Origin of the sequence: Brevibacillus ginsengisoli (genome assembly GCF_050113715.1) — a bacterium.
In the GTDB taxonomy this organism is placed as follows: domain Bacteria; phylum Bacillota; class Bacilli; order Brevibacillales; family Brevibacillaceae; genus Brevibacillus_H; species Brevibacillus_H ginsengisoli.
The window spans coordinates 130592-149761 of sequence record NZ_JBNJQR010000005.1 but is presented as its reverse complement, the minus strand read 5'-3'; the positions used below and the strand labels follow the sequence as shown (position 1 = coordinate 149761).

Sequence of the window (19170 nt, the reverse complement as noted above, 5' to 3'; positions counted from 1 at the left end):
TATTTGCATATAACACTGAATTAAGAGCCGTGTTATCAGTTGCAAAATAAGGTGATGGGGTCCATGCTACTCCATCTGATGAAGTTAAAAAAGTACCTCCTCCTCCTAAAGCTGTAAAATGATCTTTTGTATAAGCGACAGAACTCAAAGAGTATTGCGAATTTGATTGAGTCCATGTTGTTCCATCAGTTGAGTAATAGGGGTTAGTTGAACTCCCCACGACCACATATTTACCATTACCATAGGCTACCCCAGTAAAATTCCCCGTTAGAGATGGGTTCAATGGTGAAGAATTTGCTGAAGCAGGTGAAATCGATTGAAAAACAAATAAAGTGATTAATAGTAAAATTAATGATTTTCGAAATAATATCCTCAATAAAATACACTCCTCTCTATACATTCTTCTACAACTCTTCTCTGTAGGATTGTATATTTTTAAATCCATCTGCTAATCCAACACCAATTGTTAGGAAAAATGTCTATTCTGAATGGCCTGTACTCGATGGATAAAAATATTCCAATCCCTCTCCTGCAAATGTCCTTTATTCTACCAAGCAACTAAATGGAAAACACTCTAAAAATTCTCACATCCTTTTTATAGATATTAATAGATAATGGTTAACCTATTAAAATCGGCTAGTTATGTCTTCTACTTGCTCAGATTCGACAAATTTTTTAGAATGCCAAGATAGATTATATCCGTTCGTTCTCACCAAATTCTCACAAGATTCGGTGTTGTGTGACCGGGGCAATACTTCATACTAAAAGACCAAATCCCATGAATAAGATTTGATCTTTTTCTCAGTCTAGTTTGTAACCGTAACCGTGATTGTCACAGTGTTCTCTTGGTACTTCGCTTTAATTTTCACCGTACCTGGCGCTTTTCCGCTAATCACACCTTTTTCCACAGTGGCAATCTTCTCGTCTTCACTCGACCACTCTGCTTGATCCGTTACGATTTTTTTCGAATTATCCTTAAAATAAGCGGTTAGCTTGACGCTTTGTTCTTTACCTGCTACTACCGTCACCTGTTGTTTACTTACGTGTAGGCGTTTGACCTGCTTAGCCTCGCTTACTTTTATAGAAATCTGGGTCGTCTTGCCACCATATGCCGCTGTGATGACAGCCTCCCCTGGGGCAATGGCTTTCAGCTTTCCGCTCTCATCTACTGTTGCCACCTCTGGGTTACTGCTAGACCATGCCGCCCAATCCGTTACATCCTCTGTTTTCTTATTGGAATACGTTGTTGTAAGTTGAAGCTGCTCCGCTTCACCCATTCTTACTTCCAGATTGGCCGGACGCATCTCCACCTTTGTCACTTTCAGATTCGAGACAAGAACAGGGATTTTCACCTTTTTGCCTTGGTAGGTAACGGTAATTGTCACCTTGTCCTCTTTTTTTCCAGCTTTGATGGCACCGTTCGTGACCGTTGCGATTTCTTTCGAGCTGGAGCTATACGTTACTTCTTTATCCTTGGTGATATTCTCTTTGTTGCCATTGGCATAGATGGCATAAACCTTAACGGAAGCCGATTTGTTGGGCTTCAGCAAGATTGATTTTTTGGACACTTCCAATCTTAAATCGACAACCTTTACCGTACATGTCGCCGTCTTGGCTTGATCTAATGTGGTAACTGTAATCGTTGCGGTACCGGGAGCGACTGGAGTAACAACACCTTCGTCGTCAACGGTTGCCACTTCTGGATCGCTGCTGCTCCATTTCACCCTTGGATTGGAAGCGTAGGAAGGACTGATCGTAGCGCGCAAGACGGCGGTTTCCATCCCTGATGTTAACGCGATCTCCGACTGATCCAGACTTACTCCCGTAACACTGTATCCGCCTCCACCGCCACCTCCGTACACGATTTTGTTCCTTTCAAACACCTTCACCGCTTCATTAAGCGTAGCCACGGCATTGTTCACTTGAACTTGAGTGGAAAGCTCGTTATTTAGCACCGCTACAGCTGCATCAATCGCCGCTTGCAGGGTTGCTTTGGAGCCTGTTTGATACTGACCGGGAGCTGTTCCTTCCGTTGCTGTGTTATAGATTGTTTGCGCATTGGTTATCGCGGTGTTTAGTGCCCCTTTATTCACCTCAGCCGCTACTTTCCCGGCTTCAAATACTGCTACTGCTTCATTGAGCGCTGTGACCGCTGTATCTACTTGCGATTGCATGGCTTCCACGTTGTTCTTCACCGCTACTGCGGCATCAATCGCCGCTTGCAAGATTGCTTTGGAGCCTGTTCGATACTGACCGGGAGCTGTTCCTTCCGTTGCTGTGTTATAGATCGTTTGCGCTTTGGTTATCGCAGTGTTTAGTGCCCCCTTATTTACCACAGCCGCTACTTTCCCGGCTTCAAAAGTTGCTACTGCGAGATTTAGCGCTGTGACCGCTGCGTTTACTTCCGATTGCCTTGCTTCCACGTTGTTCTTCACCGCAACTGCTTTATCAATCGCTGCTTGAAAAATTGCTTTGGAGCCTACCGGGTACTGGCCCTGATCATTGCCCTCAACAGCATTGTTGTATAGGTTCTGCGCCTCATTAATCGCAGCTGTTAATTCCGCCTTGTAATCGGATTTAAAAACCAAATTTTTGAAATAATACTCATCCATTAATATCGGTGGATCATCTGATCGACGAAGGGCCAGATAAGCTTCACTCCAAGTAGTCGGCCTTATAGGCAGCCTAACTTCATTCCCACCTGCTGTGTTTGACATGGCAAGGGTATATGACTTCCCTTCCTCAAGATAAACGTTATCAGGCAACTGGATTTCCACCGAATCAAGCGACAAGTCCAAAGCTTTGGGCGTATAGGAAGTGGCATCGGTATTGTTCAGAATTACATAGTCGCTTGCATTATGGATTTCCCCATTCATCTCGATCCAAGTGTCGTTCCCCTCTTCAATAGGGAATCCAAAAAAAATCCGATCTGGATTGCCGCTGGTAGGCGTGAAGGTCACGATCCGATCGCCAGCTTTCAGCTTATATCCGGTCGTACTGGGCAGTTTGAGAACTGGAGGGGTAAGGAATTCTCCTGGTGTCTTATTCGTTACGTCCACTACCGCCGTGCTAAGCTCTTTGCCCTGAATATCCTTCATCGGGTTTACTTGGTTGATATATTGGATGGTAACGGTATCCCCCTTAATGACTGGATTCTCGAGGATAATAGTTACAACTGGAACAAGCTTGTCCGAGTCAATAAAGGGATACACATTTGTTACATTGACAGGTACGCCGTTCACCTTCACAACAAAATCCTGCGGCACCATACTACCTGAATTGGCGAGTATTTCCTTGGTAAATCGCATATTTATATTGTCTTCCCTTATGGTTACCGGGAATATTTCTGGTTGTCCCTCACCTTCCGCCCTGGCAGTATTCTCCACCGGTACTACAAGCGCTGCGACAAGCATAATCATCATGATCAGCATCGAGCATCTTTTCCAATTCAATTGGTTCATCATACGTTTCCCCCTACTCCTCTTTAATAAATTCAGAAAATACTATGAGAACTTATTTCAGGATGGAGAACTAGGCTCATCCTTAGAAATTTCTAAAAAAGCATAGCAGAAGTAGGGATGTAAGAAACCTAACTAAAGTTAGGGTTCTTACAAATTGTAGAAAATCTGTAGCATTTTTCACGGTCACCTTAACTAGCGATTCCAGTAAAGTCTCTCCTCTAGTAAACCAACTGGTTAAATTCTATAATCAGTAAGAAAAGACTTTGTCCCTTTACCCCCTCTCGTCGGGGGGCCGAAACGCACTCTGTCTAAGCTCGCGTGTAGCATCTACTGTCCGCTCCGTTCACTTCGGAAGGGAGTCGACAAGAAAATCACTTCGCTTCTCATTGACGTAAAGAATGCCGACTCTTTTACCTTCCTTCGTTCTCTACGCTTTGTTTCGCTTAAAATGAGCTCGAGCGAACAAAGTCTTTTCTTGGTGGGCTTGCGCAAAAGGGAAGGAAAGGGAAATGACCATGAGCTTTCAGTTGACCAAAAAGATGATTAAATCATGGTGCGGCCCGTATGCGTATCAAAAAGGCGAAGCATTCAACCGCGCCAAAAAAGTGATGTTTACCCAATACGATCCCGACTCGGTTCGATATAAAGCCACTGTGAAAGGAACCAACAGCTATGAGGTCTCGATTCAGTTCTATTCCCATGGCGAAATAGAGGCCGAATGCTCATGCCCCACGCTTGGTTCCTATGATCAGTACTGTCAGCATATCTCTGCTGTATTGATCTCACTTTATGATCTTCAGCAAAGCGGATATCCTCCTGTTCAAGCAACCGCCTCTAAGGGGGATACGACTTACGGATTACTGGATGATTTGCAGGTAACCAATCGCATTCTTGGATTATTCGATGAGAAGCCGAAACAATCCATTCGCAATCATTCGATAATCGAAACTAGAATGCTTCTGGACGTAGAATTCATCTGTAAAGTGATGACCTACAGCAACAGCATCTCCATGATTGGCATTGAGATGAAGCTTGGCCCCAAGCAACTCTATATCGTTCAGAATGTGAAAGACTTTCTCGGCCTGGTAGATCAGCGGAAAGCTTGCTTTTTTACGAAGCACTTCACTTATGATCCAACTCTTCATACCTTTGAAAAGGAAAATGAGGCAGTCATTCGTCAACTGATCCTGATCAATCAGGAGGAACAAACCTATCGGGAAGCCCCAAGCATGTACACTGCTTTAGCGGCAAGAACAACCGGAGAGCGCACCGTGATCATTCCTCCACATGCGTGGAAGACTCTTCTACCGCTCCTGATCCAGGCTCCCAAGGTAAAACTGATTCATGATGAGCAATCCTATGGGGGTATCCAAGTATCTGATGAACCGCTCCCTCTTCATTGTGCGTTTGACCAAGCAAGCCATGAGGGCTATCAATTAAGCATGGATGGTTTGGATCAGATGACGGTGATGGAATCGTATGGAGTTGTCTTCTCGGAGGGAAAGTTGATGAAACTGTCCGCCGACCAATGCAAGCGTCTCGCCTCTCTCAAGGAGATACTCAACACCTCCGGGAAGCACCACATTCAGATTCAGCCGGATCAAATTGACACGTTTATGGAAAAGGTCGTTCCAGGTCTAATGCAGCTTGGCAACGTGCATATTACCCAAGCGGTCTCTAGTCGCGTCGTACAAAAACCCCTTCAAGCCAAAATGTATCTGGACCGAGTAAGAGATCGGTTGCTCGTTGGTCTGGAGTTTCACTATGGGGATATCGTCATAAATCCATTGGAGCAAGCCGAGGGGACTCGCCGTTCACACCGGATTCTGATTCGCGACAGGGAACAAGAGCAGCTCATCATGGGGTTAATCGAGCAGAGTCCTTTCACCAAAACCGAGGGCGGTTACTACATGACGAATGAAGAGGCGGAATTTGAATTTCTTTATCAAGTGATTCCCGAGCTGGAAAAGCTGGTGAAGGTTTATGCTACCTCAGCTGTCAAAACAAGAATTCACATGGGACAAGCTCTCCCAAAAGTAAGCGTTCGTGTTGACGTCGATGAACGAATCAATTGGTTGGACTTCAGGTTAAACATGGATTGGATTCCCGAATCCGAAATCCGCCATTTGCTTGAAGCACTTGAAGAAAAACGCAGCTACTATCGGCTGGCTAACGGCTCCTTACTCCCGTTGGAAGGCGCGGATTTTAAAGATTTATCTCATTTCATGAACGAGCTCGGGCTTCGAAGCAAGGATTTCACTGGGGCAGAAATCCGTATGCCGGCGATCCGCGGACTTCCTCTTCTCGATAAGGAGACGAAAAGCGTCAAACTCGGCAAATCGCTTCGACACCTGCTGGAGAACCTGCGGAATCCGGATAATCTGGAATTTAGCGTACCCGATAGTTTAGCTCCCGTATTAAGGGATTATCAAACGTACGGCTTCCAATGGCTGAAAACTCTTGCCCACTACGGCTATGGCGGTATTCTCGCAGATGATATGGGGCTTGGCAAAACGATTCAAAGCATTGCTTTCATCGTTTCCGCTCTTCCTGAGATTCGGGATACACACATGCCTGCAATTGTCGTGGCTCCCACATCTCTCGTCTATAACTGGCGTAATGAGTTTGGGAAGTTTGCTTCGGAAATTCGTGTCGCGATAGCAGATGGAGATAAGTCACAGCGTCGAAGAACCCTGCAGCAGCTCGCTGAAGCAGATGTGATTATCACGTCCTATCCGCTTTTACGCCGGGATTACGACCTGTATGAAAAACATGGGTTCCACTCCCTCTTTCTGGATGAAGCACAGGCTTTTAAGAACCACGCCACACAAACGGCTCAGGCAGTAAAAAGAATCAAAGCACAGCAACGCTTTGCGCTTACCGGAACACCTGTAGAAAACCATTTAGAGGATTTGTGGTCCATCTTCCACATCGTTCTCCCCGAATTGTTCCAGGACCAAAAGTCCTTCAACAACTTAAGTCGGGAACAGGTGGCGAAGCGAATGCGTCCGTTTCTGTTGCGCAGGGTGAAGCAGGACGTATTAAAAGAGCTTCCGGAAAAAATGGAGTCCATGAAAATATCCGAGCTGTTGCCTGAGCAGAAGAAGCTGTATGTCGCCTATCTGGCCAGGCTGCAACAGGAAACCTTGAAACACTTAAGCGCAAACAGCCTGCAGAAGAACAAGCTCAAAATCCTGGCGGGTTTGACGCGTCTCCGGCAGATTTGCTGTCACCCCGGATTGTTCGTCGAAGGGTATAAAGGAAGTTCCGCGAAAATGGAGCAGCTCATGGAGATTCTTGAGGAATGCAGAGGTGCGGGGAAACGCGTCCTTGTTTTTTCTCAGTTTACCGAGATGTTAGGACTGATCAAGAAAGAGCTTGGCGATCTGGGACTCCCTTACTTTTATCTGGATGGCAAAACTCCAACTCCTGAACGGGTTGATCTGTGTAATCGGTTTAACGATGGGGAGGTTGACTTGTTCCTTCTCTCGCTCAAAGCTGGGGGAACAGGCTTGAATCTGACTGGGGCGGATACTGTGATCCTCTATGACCTGTGGTGGAATCCGGCAGTGGAACAACAAGCGGCCGACCGTGCTCATCGAATCGGTCAAAAAAATGTCGTACAGATCATTCGCCTCGTGACGAAGGACACCATGGAAGAGAAAATGAACGAGCTTCAGCAGAAAAAGAAGAACCTGATCGCCGAAGTAATCCAGCCTGGAGAAGCAAGCTTGTCGAGCATAAGCGAGCAGGATATCCGAGAGATCCTGATGCTTGAGGAAGGTAATCAACTCGGCAATTAACCGAGTCATTTGGCAAAAAAGCAGAGAGAATCCCATCTCTCTGCTTTTCTTTGCTCTTTATTTCTACGGGGTCTATGCCAAATAGGGAGCCACCCATTTTCTCATTTCTAATGGGGGGTCTATCTCCATTTCTCGACGATAGGAGGCTTCGAATTGCGCGTAATGCTTCACGATATTTTCTGTTTTTCCTGTGCTGGCATAGATTTGCAAGAGAAACAGATTCATCTCTTCATGCAAAGGATACAAGGACAGATACTCAGCTAACCTCCGCTCCGCCTTTCTCCATTCCTCTGAAGCCAGATCATGTTGAACGAGATTGCGTACCAACGATGTGTATTGATAATTGTATTTAGCCTCCATGGGAGCTACCCAGAGGTAATCCTTCCCCTCCATTAACGATCCCTTGTACAGGGAGCACAGTAGTTCCGCTTGCGCCACATCCGTAACCACTTCCTCAGAAAAAAGGCTGTTGTACCGCTGAAATTCCAGCAAATCGTACACAAACTCCAAAGGTTCCAACATGTATCCATCATTGGTTTTCTGAATATCCACGTTGATTTCGTGCTCTTTTAACGTTTTTTTCAAGTGATACATGGTGCTGTGCAAATTATGCGATAGCCGTTCCATGCTCATATCCGGCCACAACAAATCCATCAACTGCCACTTGCTGACATCCCGTCCTTGATGGCAAAGGAGATAGGCGAACAACTCCTCTGTCTTGCGTGTCCTCCAATGCACCCGCTCGCCTTTGGGATTTCGGACCTCAAATCCCCCGAAGCACTGGATCACAGCTTGCTGTCTACTCTCTTGAATCGGGAGCGCGGGAAGATGCTGCTTGAGCAAACGATTCGTCACTTTCTCAATAGCGGCGGGAGTTACAGGCTTCAGAATGTAATCAAAAGCGTACACCTGAAATGCGTCCAGTGCATACTGCTTATAGGCTGTTGTAAAAATGATTTTGGTCTGCTCCAACATCTCATTGATCTTTTGAGCCAATTCCAGCCCGTTCATCTTCGGCATTTCTACATCTAGGAAGGCAACATCCGGTTGTAGATCAGGAAGACTAGCTAGCGCCTCAAATGGATTCGTAAATACCCCTGCGATGGTATAATGAGGGTTTTGACCGATCACATGCTTCATCAGGTCCAGAATGGGTTTTTCGTCTTCCACGATAATGACCTTAAACAAGTCGATCCTTCCCTTCAATGTCATCTTCCGCCTGTCCATCAATCGATATAGGCAGATACATGGTTACTTTCGTCCCTTGCCCCAGCTCCGAATGAATGGTTAAAGTTGCCCCAGGAATTTTATCGAGACGCTTGCGAATGTTTTGAATGCCAATGCCGCCGCTTTGAGGCTCACCCTTAGTCATTTGATAGAGAAGATCATCCGAATTGCCGACACCATCGTCTTCGATCACCACTTTCAAATAATGATCTCCTTCAAGAATGGTAAGCGTAACGATGCCCAGCCCATCTTTCTCGAACAATCCATGCCGGATCGCATTCTCGACAAACGGCTGAATGCATAAGGAAGGAATTTCTCTCTGAAAGACACTGTCGTCTACATGACAGACATAATCAAACCGATCTCCGAAGCGAGCCTTCTCAATCTCGACATAGGCGTGAATCAGCTCCAATTCCTGATACAGCGGAACGAACAGCGTGTTGCGATCCATATCCAGAATGTAGCGTAAATACTGACTAAGCATGGATAGTAAATAGGCCGCTTTTTCTCCATCCGTATAACAGAAGGAAATGACACTGCTCAGCGCATTGTACAGGAAATGGGGTTTGATTTGGGCTTGATGGAACGCCTGTTCATTGCGAATGGCCTCTTGAATGGAGGTCTTCATGGCGATCAAAGTCTGAACTCTGGCGATCAGTGTTTCGGCGTCAAATGGCTTGGTCACATAATCATTCGCCCCAGCTCGATAGCCAAGCGCAATATCATGCGGGGTGTCCCTGACAGTGGCGAACAGAATCGGCAGATCTAGAATCGAATACTGGCTACGCAACAGCTGACACAGCTCGATCCCTGATATTCCCGGCATCATGACATCCAGAATGACGAGATCAACCTGCTGACGCTCCTTGATTTTGGCTATGGCTTCTTTTGCCGAAAATGCGGTGATTACATTATAGCGGTGCCTTTTTAAAATGTTCAGTAAGATATGAATGTTGGATGCCTCGTCATCCACAATCATGATCGTATACTCATGTTGATCCAGAATATCGAGCGAAACCGGATCACTCATATCCCGAGGTTCCTCTATAACGGTGGAAGCTGCTTCCTGATAGGCCAAGGTCGGCTCCGCGAGTGGAAGTGTATACATCATGCACGTGCCTTTTCCAACCTCCGAACGTTCCACCCAGATTTCTCCACCCATCCGTTCGACCAACTTCCGGCTAATATACAGCCCGACACCCATTCCTGTGTATCCGTCCTTCGGCAACGGCTGTTCCAACTGCTCGAAGTACTCGAAAATCGCGGTATGCTTGTCGTGGGAAATCCCTGTTCCCGTATCCTCAACAGTAATATACACTTTTCCCTGAACCACTCTCGCCATCACCTTGATCGAGCCCTTGTCCGTATGCTTGATGGCGTTATGTATAAGATTGTACATGATTTGACGCAGACGATTCTCGTCGGCATGAATCCAGATATCATGCGGGACTTGATTTTCCAGTTGCACATCCTTGCCAAGCATCTCAAATTGCAACACGTCGAACACGATTTGCGTCAAAACCTTAAGATCGACAACCGTGGAATGCAAGCGCAGCTCTCCATTCTTCAAGCGTGTGACATCGATCAAATCGTGAATCAGCATGGACAGCTTAATAGACGTGTCCTTGATCAGCCACAAATTCTGTTTTTGCCTGGATGACAAGTTTTTGTCCTCATCCTCCAGCAAGTGAGACGTAATATTGAGAATACCGTGAAGCGGCGTCTTCATCTCGTGCGATGTATTCGTCAAAAATTCGTCCTTGAGTTGATTGGAAATCATCAGTTGATGCGAGAGAATTTCCGTTTTCTCATAGGCATTCGTAAATCGGACAGCCAACAGAATATTCATGAAGGTGATGAAGTATAGAACGCCGACTTTTCCCGCAAGATCGGATGAAACCAGGCTCTGGGCATATAGAATTCCGTCAATTAGGCTGATCGACAAAGAAACTCCCGCACCAAATAGCAACTTCATTTCTTTCCGATTGGACGACTCTCCTAGTGACTTGCTGGAGAGATACAGCATTCTTCCGAAAATATAGAGATGGAAGAGTTGTCCATAAAGCAATAAGGTCCCTTTCACGTCGGTATACACCGAATAAGGCAACACGAGAATAGCTCCGAGGTAAAGAACAATCGGGCAAAGCAACACCATCAGCCACCGTCGCGTCATGATCCTTGTGTCAATGGAACTGAATAGCAAAGCAAGTAGCGCAATGCTGAGAACCAAAGAAAAATCCTGCAACTTGTAGGCAATGGTAAAAGGAATAGCAGGCACTAGCTGCAATAGTACCTTCTCCCCGTAATCCGAATGATAAACAACCAGTGAAAGCAGATACAATCCGCTGAGCAAATAAGTTTTCTCCTGCATTCGGAGGAAATAGAAGCTGAGATGGTACGCAGCCATAATCCCCAGTGTCACGACAAAGGCGATATCCGCCCCAAACCTAATACTATTCGTCTTTACAATGTCCTTATCCAATCCGAATTGGATCGAATTGGCGATTCCCCCGGTAAAAAACATGTAATTCGCCACTTGAATCACGATATCCGCTTGGTTGCCATCTGCGTAAAAAAAAGCGGTGTACGGTGTATTGCCTGGCTCGTGTGTATCAGGATCAGTTGAGGGACGCCCGCTTTCTCCCGCCAGCTTTCCATTGATGTACAGCCGATGGGACATACGGATACTCTCTGTTTTGATTCCGTATAATTCGTGCCCATCCGGAAGCTTTATCCGGAGATGGTAGGTTCCAAAGCCTTTTCTCTTTATACCATTAGCGCCAACTTTACCATTCCAAGCTCCGGGTACAGATAAATACGAGACACCAGCCAGATTTTTATCACGAAAATCAGCGGGCGAAAGCAGTTTGTCCTGATAAAACTCCCATTCCCCATCCAGATTGACGATTCCCTGTTGCTTAAAATCCCATCCCGATATATCGAGGATTCCTCTCTTCGCAGCCGGCATATCGCGATTCGGCAACGTCTGAGCGAATATCCAAGTGAATATCACAATGGAAAGACAAAAAATCAAGCCAAATCCGATTAGCCTGAAGTACTCTGCACGGTTCAAAAACTATTCCCCTTCCCAATTAAATCGACTCACTATATAATCTAGCATTTCATACTCACAAAAATCTCACAAGTATTTACCTGCTAGAATCTGTACGATGTTGGTTATCGGACTGCTCGGATAAAAATCAAAAACCACCGGTCTAACCAGTGGTTTTGATTTTGGGGTATTTATTTGTATGGGGAGCTCCAGGTTACCTCTATCTAAAGGAAAAAATCATGCTTTGGGGGCATACGGCCCTAACTGTTGACGTGAAAAAGCATAACGAGAGTTTTTATCTTTTAACCACATATTGCCCTTCACAATCAGAATGTAGACCGCAACGATAAAATAGATGGTTCCTAGTATCCAATCCATGGTTGTCACAAGACCCAGCGAAACGATGCGATTGATATACCATCCCCCAATCGGCAGATGAAGAAACACAACAGCGAACAAGCCCGGATTGTAAATGGTTTTCGCTTTACGGTTGGCAAAAATTCCATGCCAGAAAAATTGGAAGAAGCCCATGAAAATAGGAGCTAAGCCCAGCCATATGACCGCTGGAAAGAAAACGGGGAGCAAATAAAACAAATAGGCAATGACCAGATTGATGATCATGGCAGATTGCGTATTCAACGGGTATCGTTCCGGATGTTTGCTGTTGAAGATGAGCCCATTGAACAACCCGCCAAAATAACCTGGCCAGCGATATTCTTCAAATTGATGAACCAATATGGCGATGAAGCTTAGCCATAACAGGCGTCTGATCTCTGAGATCGCCCCCCACTCCACGTACAAATAAACACCAATACCTACCGCAACTAAAAGCCCGAGATCCTGCCAATATTTTCGCAAAAAGTTCATACGATTCTCCCCCTATTTCTTACGTTTCGTAAAAATAGCGCGCAAATAACAGGTCGATTTGCTGTTCTAATGGAGCTACCTCTATTTCAGCTCCTGTAGCCAAAATTGGTTTGAGCAACGCGGGAAGAATGATGGCACCGAATAGCTGCATGATCATCAGCATCAGGATGTCCGGATTCTCTTCTTTGGTAATTTCCTTCATGACCGATTGAATCTTATCAAACCCGATGGTCTTAAGAAATTGACCATATTCATATTGAGAGCTGAATACAGCGCCGCCAATCGCAAAGATTCTGGATACGAGCTCAGGGTATTGCTGGACAACGCCAACGTAGTTTGTTAGAAATTGTTTCAGTCGTTCCTTAGGTGACTTCGTCTGATCCTCTAGAATCTCAAACGTGCTTTGAAAGCTGCTCAACAAAACGTTGATAGTCTCACTGATCAGCCTATCTTTCGAACCAAAATAGTAATTCACCAAAGAAACATTGGTGCCAGATTGGGCTGCGATCTTCCGCACCGTGACGCTCTCAAAACCTTCCTTCTTCACCAGATCCAGCGTTGTTTGCAAGATTTTCTCTTTTGTTACGCTATTTTTATCCAGTTGATTCATGCAAGCCCTCCTTCTATTTGCGTTGATTAGAAAACTTGGCTGTCGCCAAGCCTCTGGCGCAGGCGAAGCCTTAGTTGTGACGCACAGGACGTGCTAATGTCGGCGTTTCAACAGGACGTTGAGTCTTTAGCCGACTACTTATGTAGAAGGGAATTTTATATAAATTCCTTTCTACTAAAAAGAATTCAAACACTGTTTAAAACTGTGTTTGAATTCAAAATATCAGATTTTTCCAAGGTAAGCACTCTTTTTTTATCCATTTTTTAACGGCGCATACATGAGAAAAGCCGGCTATCACCTCACAAATGGGTGTAACCGGCGCTCGGTTTGCTCTTCTATAACTTTCTCTGAATCATTCAACCAATTCCCATAGCTTCTTCAACGTTTCCTCGGTTTCTGCCATATGCACGGTGACGATTAAATCCGGTGCGTCACTAACCTGAAAGGAGAGAAACCCAAGAATCAGTTCCCCTACTTGGGGATGATGAAGGATCTTTCTTCCTTCCGGGGTATCCAAGACATCGTGTCGCAGCCACCATTTTCGAAACTCTTCGCTCTCGTTCGCTAGTCTATCGATCATTTCCGACCACCATGGATCATCGATATACCTTCCGTAACCTGCGCGAAACTGGGCTAGACGTCTTTGAGCGTGTTTTTCCCAATCACCCTTCAGGAGGTTTTTCATATACGATGACGTAAACGCCCGCCATATGGAATTGCGCTCTAGCTCCGACATCGCTTCATAATCCCCAAAAACCTTGCACGCAGCCTGATTCCAGGCGACAAAATCCCATTTGAGATTCGTCACATAGGCCGGGTTGGGATCCTGATAGTCAAGAAATCGCTGCAGGGCAGGACTTACTCGCCCCTGCTCCTCTATCGGTTCAAACGGCATTTGCTGCCTAGCTAGGAGGAACAAATGTCTTTTCTCGCTGCTGCTCATTTGCAGTACCCTACCCAATTCCCCCAACAAATTGGATGATACCTGTATCGCACGCCCCTGCTCCAGCCTGGTGTACCAATCTACGCTAACCCCGGCCAGTTGGGCTACTTCTTCCCGTCTCAAACCTGTTGTTCGTCGCCGACCTCCCGAGGGTAATCCAAGCTGTTCAGGGAGAAGTCGGGCGCGTCTTGTTTTGAGAAACTCCCCCAATTCCTTGTAGCGGGCCATATCGGGATTTTTCATGTAAGCCTCCATGTTTATACAAAGCAACTGTATTTTCCATAAGTGGCGATTAGCCTAGGAGTAAACATCCCAGGATAACGCCTTCTCTAGCTAGCCTTCTATTCCCATTGTACATTATTCATGCTCCTGGTCGAGCGAATGAAAGATTTCAATGGAAGGCTGAATGGAGCTCAAGCTCGAGCAATCAATCTTTTGAGAAGGATGGATAAACAATGCAAGAAAAGACAATAGAAACTCAAGCAAAGAATTTCACTCGAACAGATATTGAATTCAATGCGGATGGCAACATACTTCGGGGGTGGCTCTATTTACCCGAGTCCAATGGCCAACAAGTCCCTGCTATTGTCATGGCGCATGGATATTCTGCTGTAAAAGAAATGTATCTTGACCGATATGCGGAAGCCTTTGCCAAAGCTGGTCTTGCCGCATTGGTTTTCGATTACCATGGTTTTGGCGCAAGCGATGGCACCCCACGTCAAGAAATTAACCCTTGGCAACAAATCGAAGACTATCGCCATGCGATTACTTACGCTGGGATGTTGCCGGAAGTAGATCAACACCGAATTGGCGTGTGGGGATCAAGCTACAGCGGTGGTCATGTTTTGGTTTTGGGTGCGACAGACAGACGCGTGAAATGTGTGGTTTCTCAAGTGCCTACGATAAGCGGCTATCAAAGCGCTCTGCGTCGTGTACCCGGGGAGGCAGTTGATCAATTGTTGCATTCTTTTGCGGAAGAGCGTGTCCGTCGCATGCAAGGCGCGAATCCCGAAATGCTTGCTGTCATTCCGGAAAATGCGGGTGTAAATGCGGTTTACAAAATACCCGATGCGATAGAATGGTATTCCGAAGGCGGCAAACTGGCTCCTGGATGGCGCAATGAAGTGACGTTACGTTCTGTAGAATTCTCAAGGGCCTACGAGCCTGGAATCTACGTTTCAAGAATTAGTCCAACACCATTACTCATGATCGTTGGGGAAAAGGATTATGTGACACCGACTGATCTCGCCCTCGTCGCTTATGAAAATGCGTTGCAGCCCAAAAGATTAGTCATGCTGCCTGGCGGACACTTTGACCCGTATGTGAAAAATTTTAAACAATCCAGTTCAGCAGCCGTCCAATGGTTCTGTCAGCATTTATTGCTGGGATCATGAAGCTTTTACTAAAAAATGTATTGACTTAAAAATAGTTAGCTGCCATACTATATCCATGACGAACGATACAAAACGAACCAATGACCTGAATTCTATTCCCTCGCTGGTACAATCCAAGCGTCAGATCGAACGCTATAATCTGGATGTAGACGCACAGGCTATCCTTGTCGCTTCCAGGTTAATGGCCGCAGGAGCCCTGCTTGGACAAGCTGCGGAGATTCATTTCTCCCGATTTGGTTTATCGACAGGCAGATATCGTTTACTGGCAGACCTGGAAGACAATGAAGGTGAAGAGCTGCCTTCGCAATTAGCGGAGCATCTAGGTGTTACACGCGCGACAGTGACCGGGCTTATCGACACTCTTGAGCGAGATGGTCTGGTATCCCGACGATCAAGCTCAGTCGATGGCCGTCAGAAATCCGTTATTTTGACGGATGAAGGAAGAAAGAAGCTCCGTGAAATGGCACCTGAGCATTTTGCTCGGTTAGAAGCGATGGTCGGCTTGCTCAGCATCGAGGAGCGCAGCGTATTTCTTGACCTGCTTGACCGAGTGACACAAGGCATCTCAGCACTTACGGATGAAGCAGTTGACCCAAAGGAATAATCAGTAAAGCGAAAACGGGCTAGTCAAGCTAGCCCATTTTCACTCCTATATAGTTAGCTTCCTAACCATTCATCGAGCTAACAAATACTGAGCCAAGGAAAATGAAAGGAGCCGTACATAACCCTATGAAATACCCAAATAAGACCGAAAGAGTTTTCGTCATCAATGCTGCTGGTTCTAGCGCAAAGACTTTTGTGCTATGGCCTGAGGTTGTAATGTCCTATGTCTCCCCTGCGATTATGGCAGGTATCGGCGGGTTGATTACTGCTGACAGGAATCTTCAAATCGCGGCTTTAACCACAATCGGGGGCTCATCTGCCTTGGTGGCCTGGATGCTTGGCCTATGGCTTCGTAGCCGAGGAAGACGCAAAAGGTGGCTCATCGCTACACCTCACCTGGTTGTGGTCGGCATGTTCGCATTGGCTGGAGTGTTGTTGGGCCTACTCGCCGCATGGATGACATCCGGTTTAGTAGACATCATCGATCCAGCCCATCACTTGTCATGGGTGGATCGTGTCTGGACCGACTTTCCGTTATCGGCAACCATCGCCTGCACCATGGTGACATGGCATTGGCGTCAAACTGTCACAACCAAATTCCCATTCAACGGAGGAGATACTAAATGATTGTAATCATTGGAGCAACAGGTACAATTGGCCGTGCCCTTACGAACCGCTTGGCTGATCTTGGCGTCCCCGCTCGAGCACTGAGCAGAGAGCCTGAGAAATTGCGAATTCAGTTGGGAAATGGAAGCCAGTCGACTATCGAGGTCGCAGCCGCTGATGCTTCCGACCCCGATTCGCTGCGCCGCGCGTTTACAGGAGCAAGCCAGCTCTTTCTTGCCATGTCCAACAGCCCAAGACAGATCGAATTGGAGACTTCGATCATTCACACTGCCGCCGAAGCTGGAATCGAGCATATCGTGAAGATTTCCAGTCCTGCCTTTGAGAAAAGTTCCCCAGTAGCAGTGGCGGGCTGGCATCACGAAATCGAGAAAAATCTGCGCGAGTCCGGTCTCACTCACACGATATTGCGCCCTTATGCGTTCATGCAAAACTTGCTGCGCCTTGTGCCAACCATCACCACACAAGATGTTTTTTTCGGCTCCATGGGCAATTCTCCATGCAACTTCATTGACTGTCGCGATATCGCGGATGTGGCCGCAGAGGTTCTGACCAATCGAGAGGTGGCAGGACAAATCTATACGCTTACCGGTTCAGAGACTTTTAGCTATCCCGAGATTGCAAGCAAGCTATCCGCCCTGCTCGAGCGACCCATACGCTACATCGATCTAGCGCCAGAATTACTCGTTCGCAATCTGATTGAGCATGAGCACATGCCACCTTGGCTTGCCAATCACGTAATGGAAATCCAAACTATGTCAACGAAAGTACCCGAAAAACCAACGGATACTGTAAAACGCTTGCTCGGTAGAGATCCCCGCACGTTAGACGCTTTTCTGAGGGAGCATGTAGAAAACTTCCGATAATAGTCGCAACCGAGCATGACTTCATTCCACATGTCGATGCCCATAAAAAAGAAGCACAGGTAACGGCTGTGCTTCTTTGTGTAGTTCAAGCTCTTTCATAAATTGGTCAGTCCGGCCAATCTTAACAAATCATCCAATAGTGTCATTGCTTTGGTAAAAACAGCTTCCAGGACAAGCGAAAAAAAGAACAAGCACAGCGACATTACCAGCCAATTATTATTCAGCTTTTTCATGGTCAACGTCCTCCATAAAACCATTTGTAAATGCCCTCTTCTGCATGCACATCTGCATAGTAATTATGGACGATGACCCCAACAATGAGGATCAAACTGATATAAATGTGCCACTTCCTCGCTTTCGTTCGATTCAGCTTTTTTTGCAGGCTGAGTCCAAGTATCGTGACCAGAATCATAGCGGCGGTAGCGATGATACCTGAGTAAGTGTCCATCCATTTCGGAGAAAGCTTGATTAAATAGAATAGACTGTGAATCACCGCTAGGATCAGCGCCGACCAGCCGATTGGGTAGTGGTATTTCGTGACGAATTGGTTGAATGAAGCAACCAGTCGAACTCCTCGTGTATTCCACTGTTTGATTTTTACATACGCCATTCGAACAAGAATCAACGTGATTCCCATATAGGAGAGTTGCATGGAATAGCTGCCCGTATGCGCAAAGAATCTTTCTATCATCTCAGGAGTCCAGAAGATCGGTATACCGAGCGGCAACGCACTCATGAAAACAAAAAACGACGTCAGATAAAGCGTACGTTTAACGTCCTGCATAAGCCCCCCTCATTTCACATCATTGCAAAACAACCTATACCTTTCATACGTTTGACCTTCCTCTACAATTTCAATAATTCTCCACTAAGAGATTACGCAAGCATTACACAAAACAAAACCTCCAAAGCAAGCTTCCCCTATCTCCCCGATGGTAAATAGGAGAGTGGTTCATCTTACTTTGGAGGTGTTATTCATCCTGCATTTCTATTGACTATGCGATATGATCAGCTTCCAAGGTGTCAACTGCCATCTGACTCGCTTCTGCACCCATTAACCTTTTGATGAGATGAAAAGCGAGATAAATCCCTGCATCAGGCCCTTGCGAGGTAATAATATTGCCGTCATCTACAAACTTCCTGTCTCGAACTACCGTTACTTCTGGAAAAGACTGCTGCAAATAATCAAGCAATTTTCGGTTGGTGGTTGCATTTTTACCGTTTAATATCCCCGCTTGTGCCAAAACCAAAGTACCGCTGCAGACAGATGCAATCAGTTCCACGCTTTGCATCCGGTCAGTAACCCACTGGATTAGATTGTGATTGGTCATCACCTTACGGATCGTTTCGAAAAAACCGCCGGGAACCAGTAGAATGTCAAAATGGGGAGCGTTCTCCAAACTGTAATCAGGCAAAATATGCATACCGTTACTAGCCGTCACCGCTTCTCCAGTTTCTGATACGGTCTGAATCACAAATGGCTTTTGTTTATCACCCTCCTTGCCAAGCAACATGTTATGTACATCTTCTCTGGTGTAACGAGCAAGTGAGAGTATTTCTGCCGGCCCAACGAAGTCAAATGCATCAACCTGATTAAATACGAGAATACCTACTGACCATTGTTTATTCATCGCCATTGCCACTCCTTTTTCATCCTGGTTTCACAAGTCGATTTCATTTATTAAATAAAAAAACCGACCGTTCGTTATTTAAATTACCA

14 protein-coding genes are annotated in these 19170 nt (G+C 46.0%); 5 read left to right on the top strand and 9 right to left on the bottom strand.

Annotated elements, in window-relative coordinates:
• Window positions 1-806: 806 nt before the first annotated feature.
• Window positions 807-3464, bottom strand: coding sequence for an Ig-like domain-containing protein (locus ACQCN2_RS12120; RefSeq protein ID WP_426929175.1), 2658 nt, complete (start codon window positions 3462-3464; stop codon window positions 807-809).
• Between the two features lie 512 nt (window positions 3465-3976).
• Between ACQCN2_RS12120 and ACQCN2_RS12115 the strand changes: the two genes are divergently transcribed.
• Window positions 3977-7264, top strand: coding sequence for a DEAD/DEAH box helicase (locus ACQCN2_RS12115; protein WP_426929405.1), 3288 nt, complete (start codon window positions 3977-3979; stop codon window positions 7262-7264).
• 72 nt (window positions 7265-7336) lie between these two features.
• On the opposite strand, the gene ACQCN2_RS12110 is transcribed toward ACQCN2_RS12115, so the two are convergent.
• The 5 genes from ACQCN2_RS12110 to ACQCN2_RS12090 form a co-directional block, all read right to left on the bottom strand.
• The gene (locus tag ACQCN2_RS12110; protein ID WP_426929174.1) at window positions 7337-8452 is read right to left on the bottom strand and encodes a response regulator; all 1116 of its coding nucleotides are present in this window, start codon (window positions 8450-8452) and stop codon (window positions 7337-7339) included.
• A complete protein-coding gene (locus ACQCN2_RS12105) occupies window positions 8445-11564 on the bottom strand; it encodes a hybrid sensor histidine kinase/response regulator (RefSeq protein ID WP_426929173.1) in 3120 nt (1039 codons plus the stop codon). The genes ACQCN2_RS12110 and ACQCN2_RS12105 overlap by 8 nt, the downstream gene beginning before the upstream one ends.
• Before the next feature lie 216 nt (window positions 11565-11780).
• The gene (locus ACQCN2_RS12100) at window positions 11781-12410 is read right to left on the bottom strand and encodes an HXXEE domain-containing protein (protein WP_426929172.1); all 630 of its coding nucleotides are present in this window, start codon (window positions 12408-12410) and stop codon (window positions 11781-11783) included.
• A gap of 19 nt (window positions 12411-12429) precedes the next feature.
• Window positions 12430-13020 (bottom strand): TetR/AcrR family transcriptional regulator, encoded by a 591-nt coding sequence (locus ACQCN2_RS12095; protein WP_426929171.1) that lies wholly within the window; start codon window positions 13018-13020, stop codon window positions 12430-12432.
• Between the two features lie 352 nt (window positions 13021-13372).
• On the bottom strand, window positions 13373-14206 hold the full coding sequence (locus tag ACQCN2_RS12090) for a helix-turn-helix transcriptional regulator (RefSeq protein ID WP_426929170.1): 834 nt from the start codon (window positions 14204-14206) through the stop codon (window positions 13373-13375).
• A 212-nt stretch (window positions 14207-14418) separates the two neighbouring features.
• On the opposite strand from ACQCN2_RS12090, the gene ACQCN2_RS12085 reads away from it, so the two are divergent.
• From ACQCN2_RS12085 to ACQCN2_RS12070, 4 genes are all read left to right on the top strand, one after another.
• Window positions 14419-15357 carry an alpha/beta hydrolase gene (locus ACQCN2_RS12085; protein ID WP_426929169.1) on the top strand — a complete coding sequence of 313 codons (939 nt, stop codon included), beginning with the start codon at window positions 14419-14421 and terminating at the stop codon, window positions 15355-15357.
• Window positions 15358-15412: 55 nt separating this feature from the next.
• Complete coding sequence (locus tag ACQCN2_RS12080; RefSeq protein WP_426929168.1) at window positions 15413-15961, top strand: MarR family winged helix-turn-helix transcriptional regulator; 549 nt, start codon at window positions 15413-15415, stop codon at window positions 15959-15961.
• Between the two features lie 125 nt (window positions 15962-16086).
• Window positions 16087-16587 carry a hypothetical protein gene (locus ACQCN2_RS12075; protein ID WP_426929167.1) on the top strand — a complete coding sequence of 167 codons (501 nt, stop codon included), beginning with the start codon at window positions 16087-16089 and terminating at the stop codon, window positions 16585-16587.
• On the top strand, window positions 16584-17450 hold the full coding sequence (locus tag ACQCN2_RS12070) for an SDR family oxidoreductase (protein ID WP_426929166.1): 867 nt from the start codon (window positions 16584-16586) through the stop codon (window positions 17448-17450). Before ACQCN2_RS12075 ends, ACQCN2_RS12070 begins: the two co-directional genes overlap by 4 nt.
• Before the next feature lie 95 nt (window positions 17451-17545).
• Here ACQCN2_RS12070 and ACQCN2_RS12065 read toward each other — a convergent pair whose 3' ends face one another.
• The 3 genes from ACQCN2_RS12065 to ACQCN2_RS12055 all read right to left on the bottom strand — a co-directional run bounded on the left by ACQCN2_RS12065 (window position 17546) and on the right by ACQCN2_RS12055 (window position 19081).
• Window positions 17546-17683, bottom strand: coding sequence for a hypothetical protein (locus tag ACQCN2_RS12065; protein WP_426929165.1), 138 nt, complete (start codon window positions 17681-17683; stop codon window positions 17546-17548).
• A gap of 2 nt (window positions 17684-17685) precedes the next feature.
• The gene (locus ACQCN2_RS12060) at window positions 17686-18234 is read right to left on the bottom strand and encodes a hypothetical protein (protein ID WP_426929164.1); all 549 of its coding nucleotides are present in this window, start codon (window positions 18232-18234) and stop codon (window positions 17686-17688) included.
• Between the two features lie 211 nt (window positions 18235-18445).
• Window positions 18446-19081: a DJ-1/PfpI family protein gene (locus ACQCN2_RS12055; RefSeq protein WP_426929163.1), complete on the bottom strand. Its 636-nt coding sequence runs from the start codon at window positions 19079-19081 to the stop codon at window positions 18446-18448.
• Between the last annotated feature and the right edge of the window lie 89 nt (window positions 19082-19170).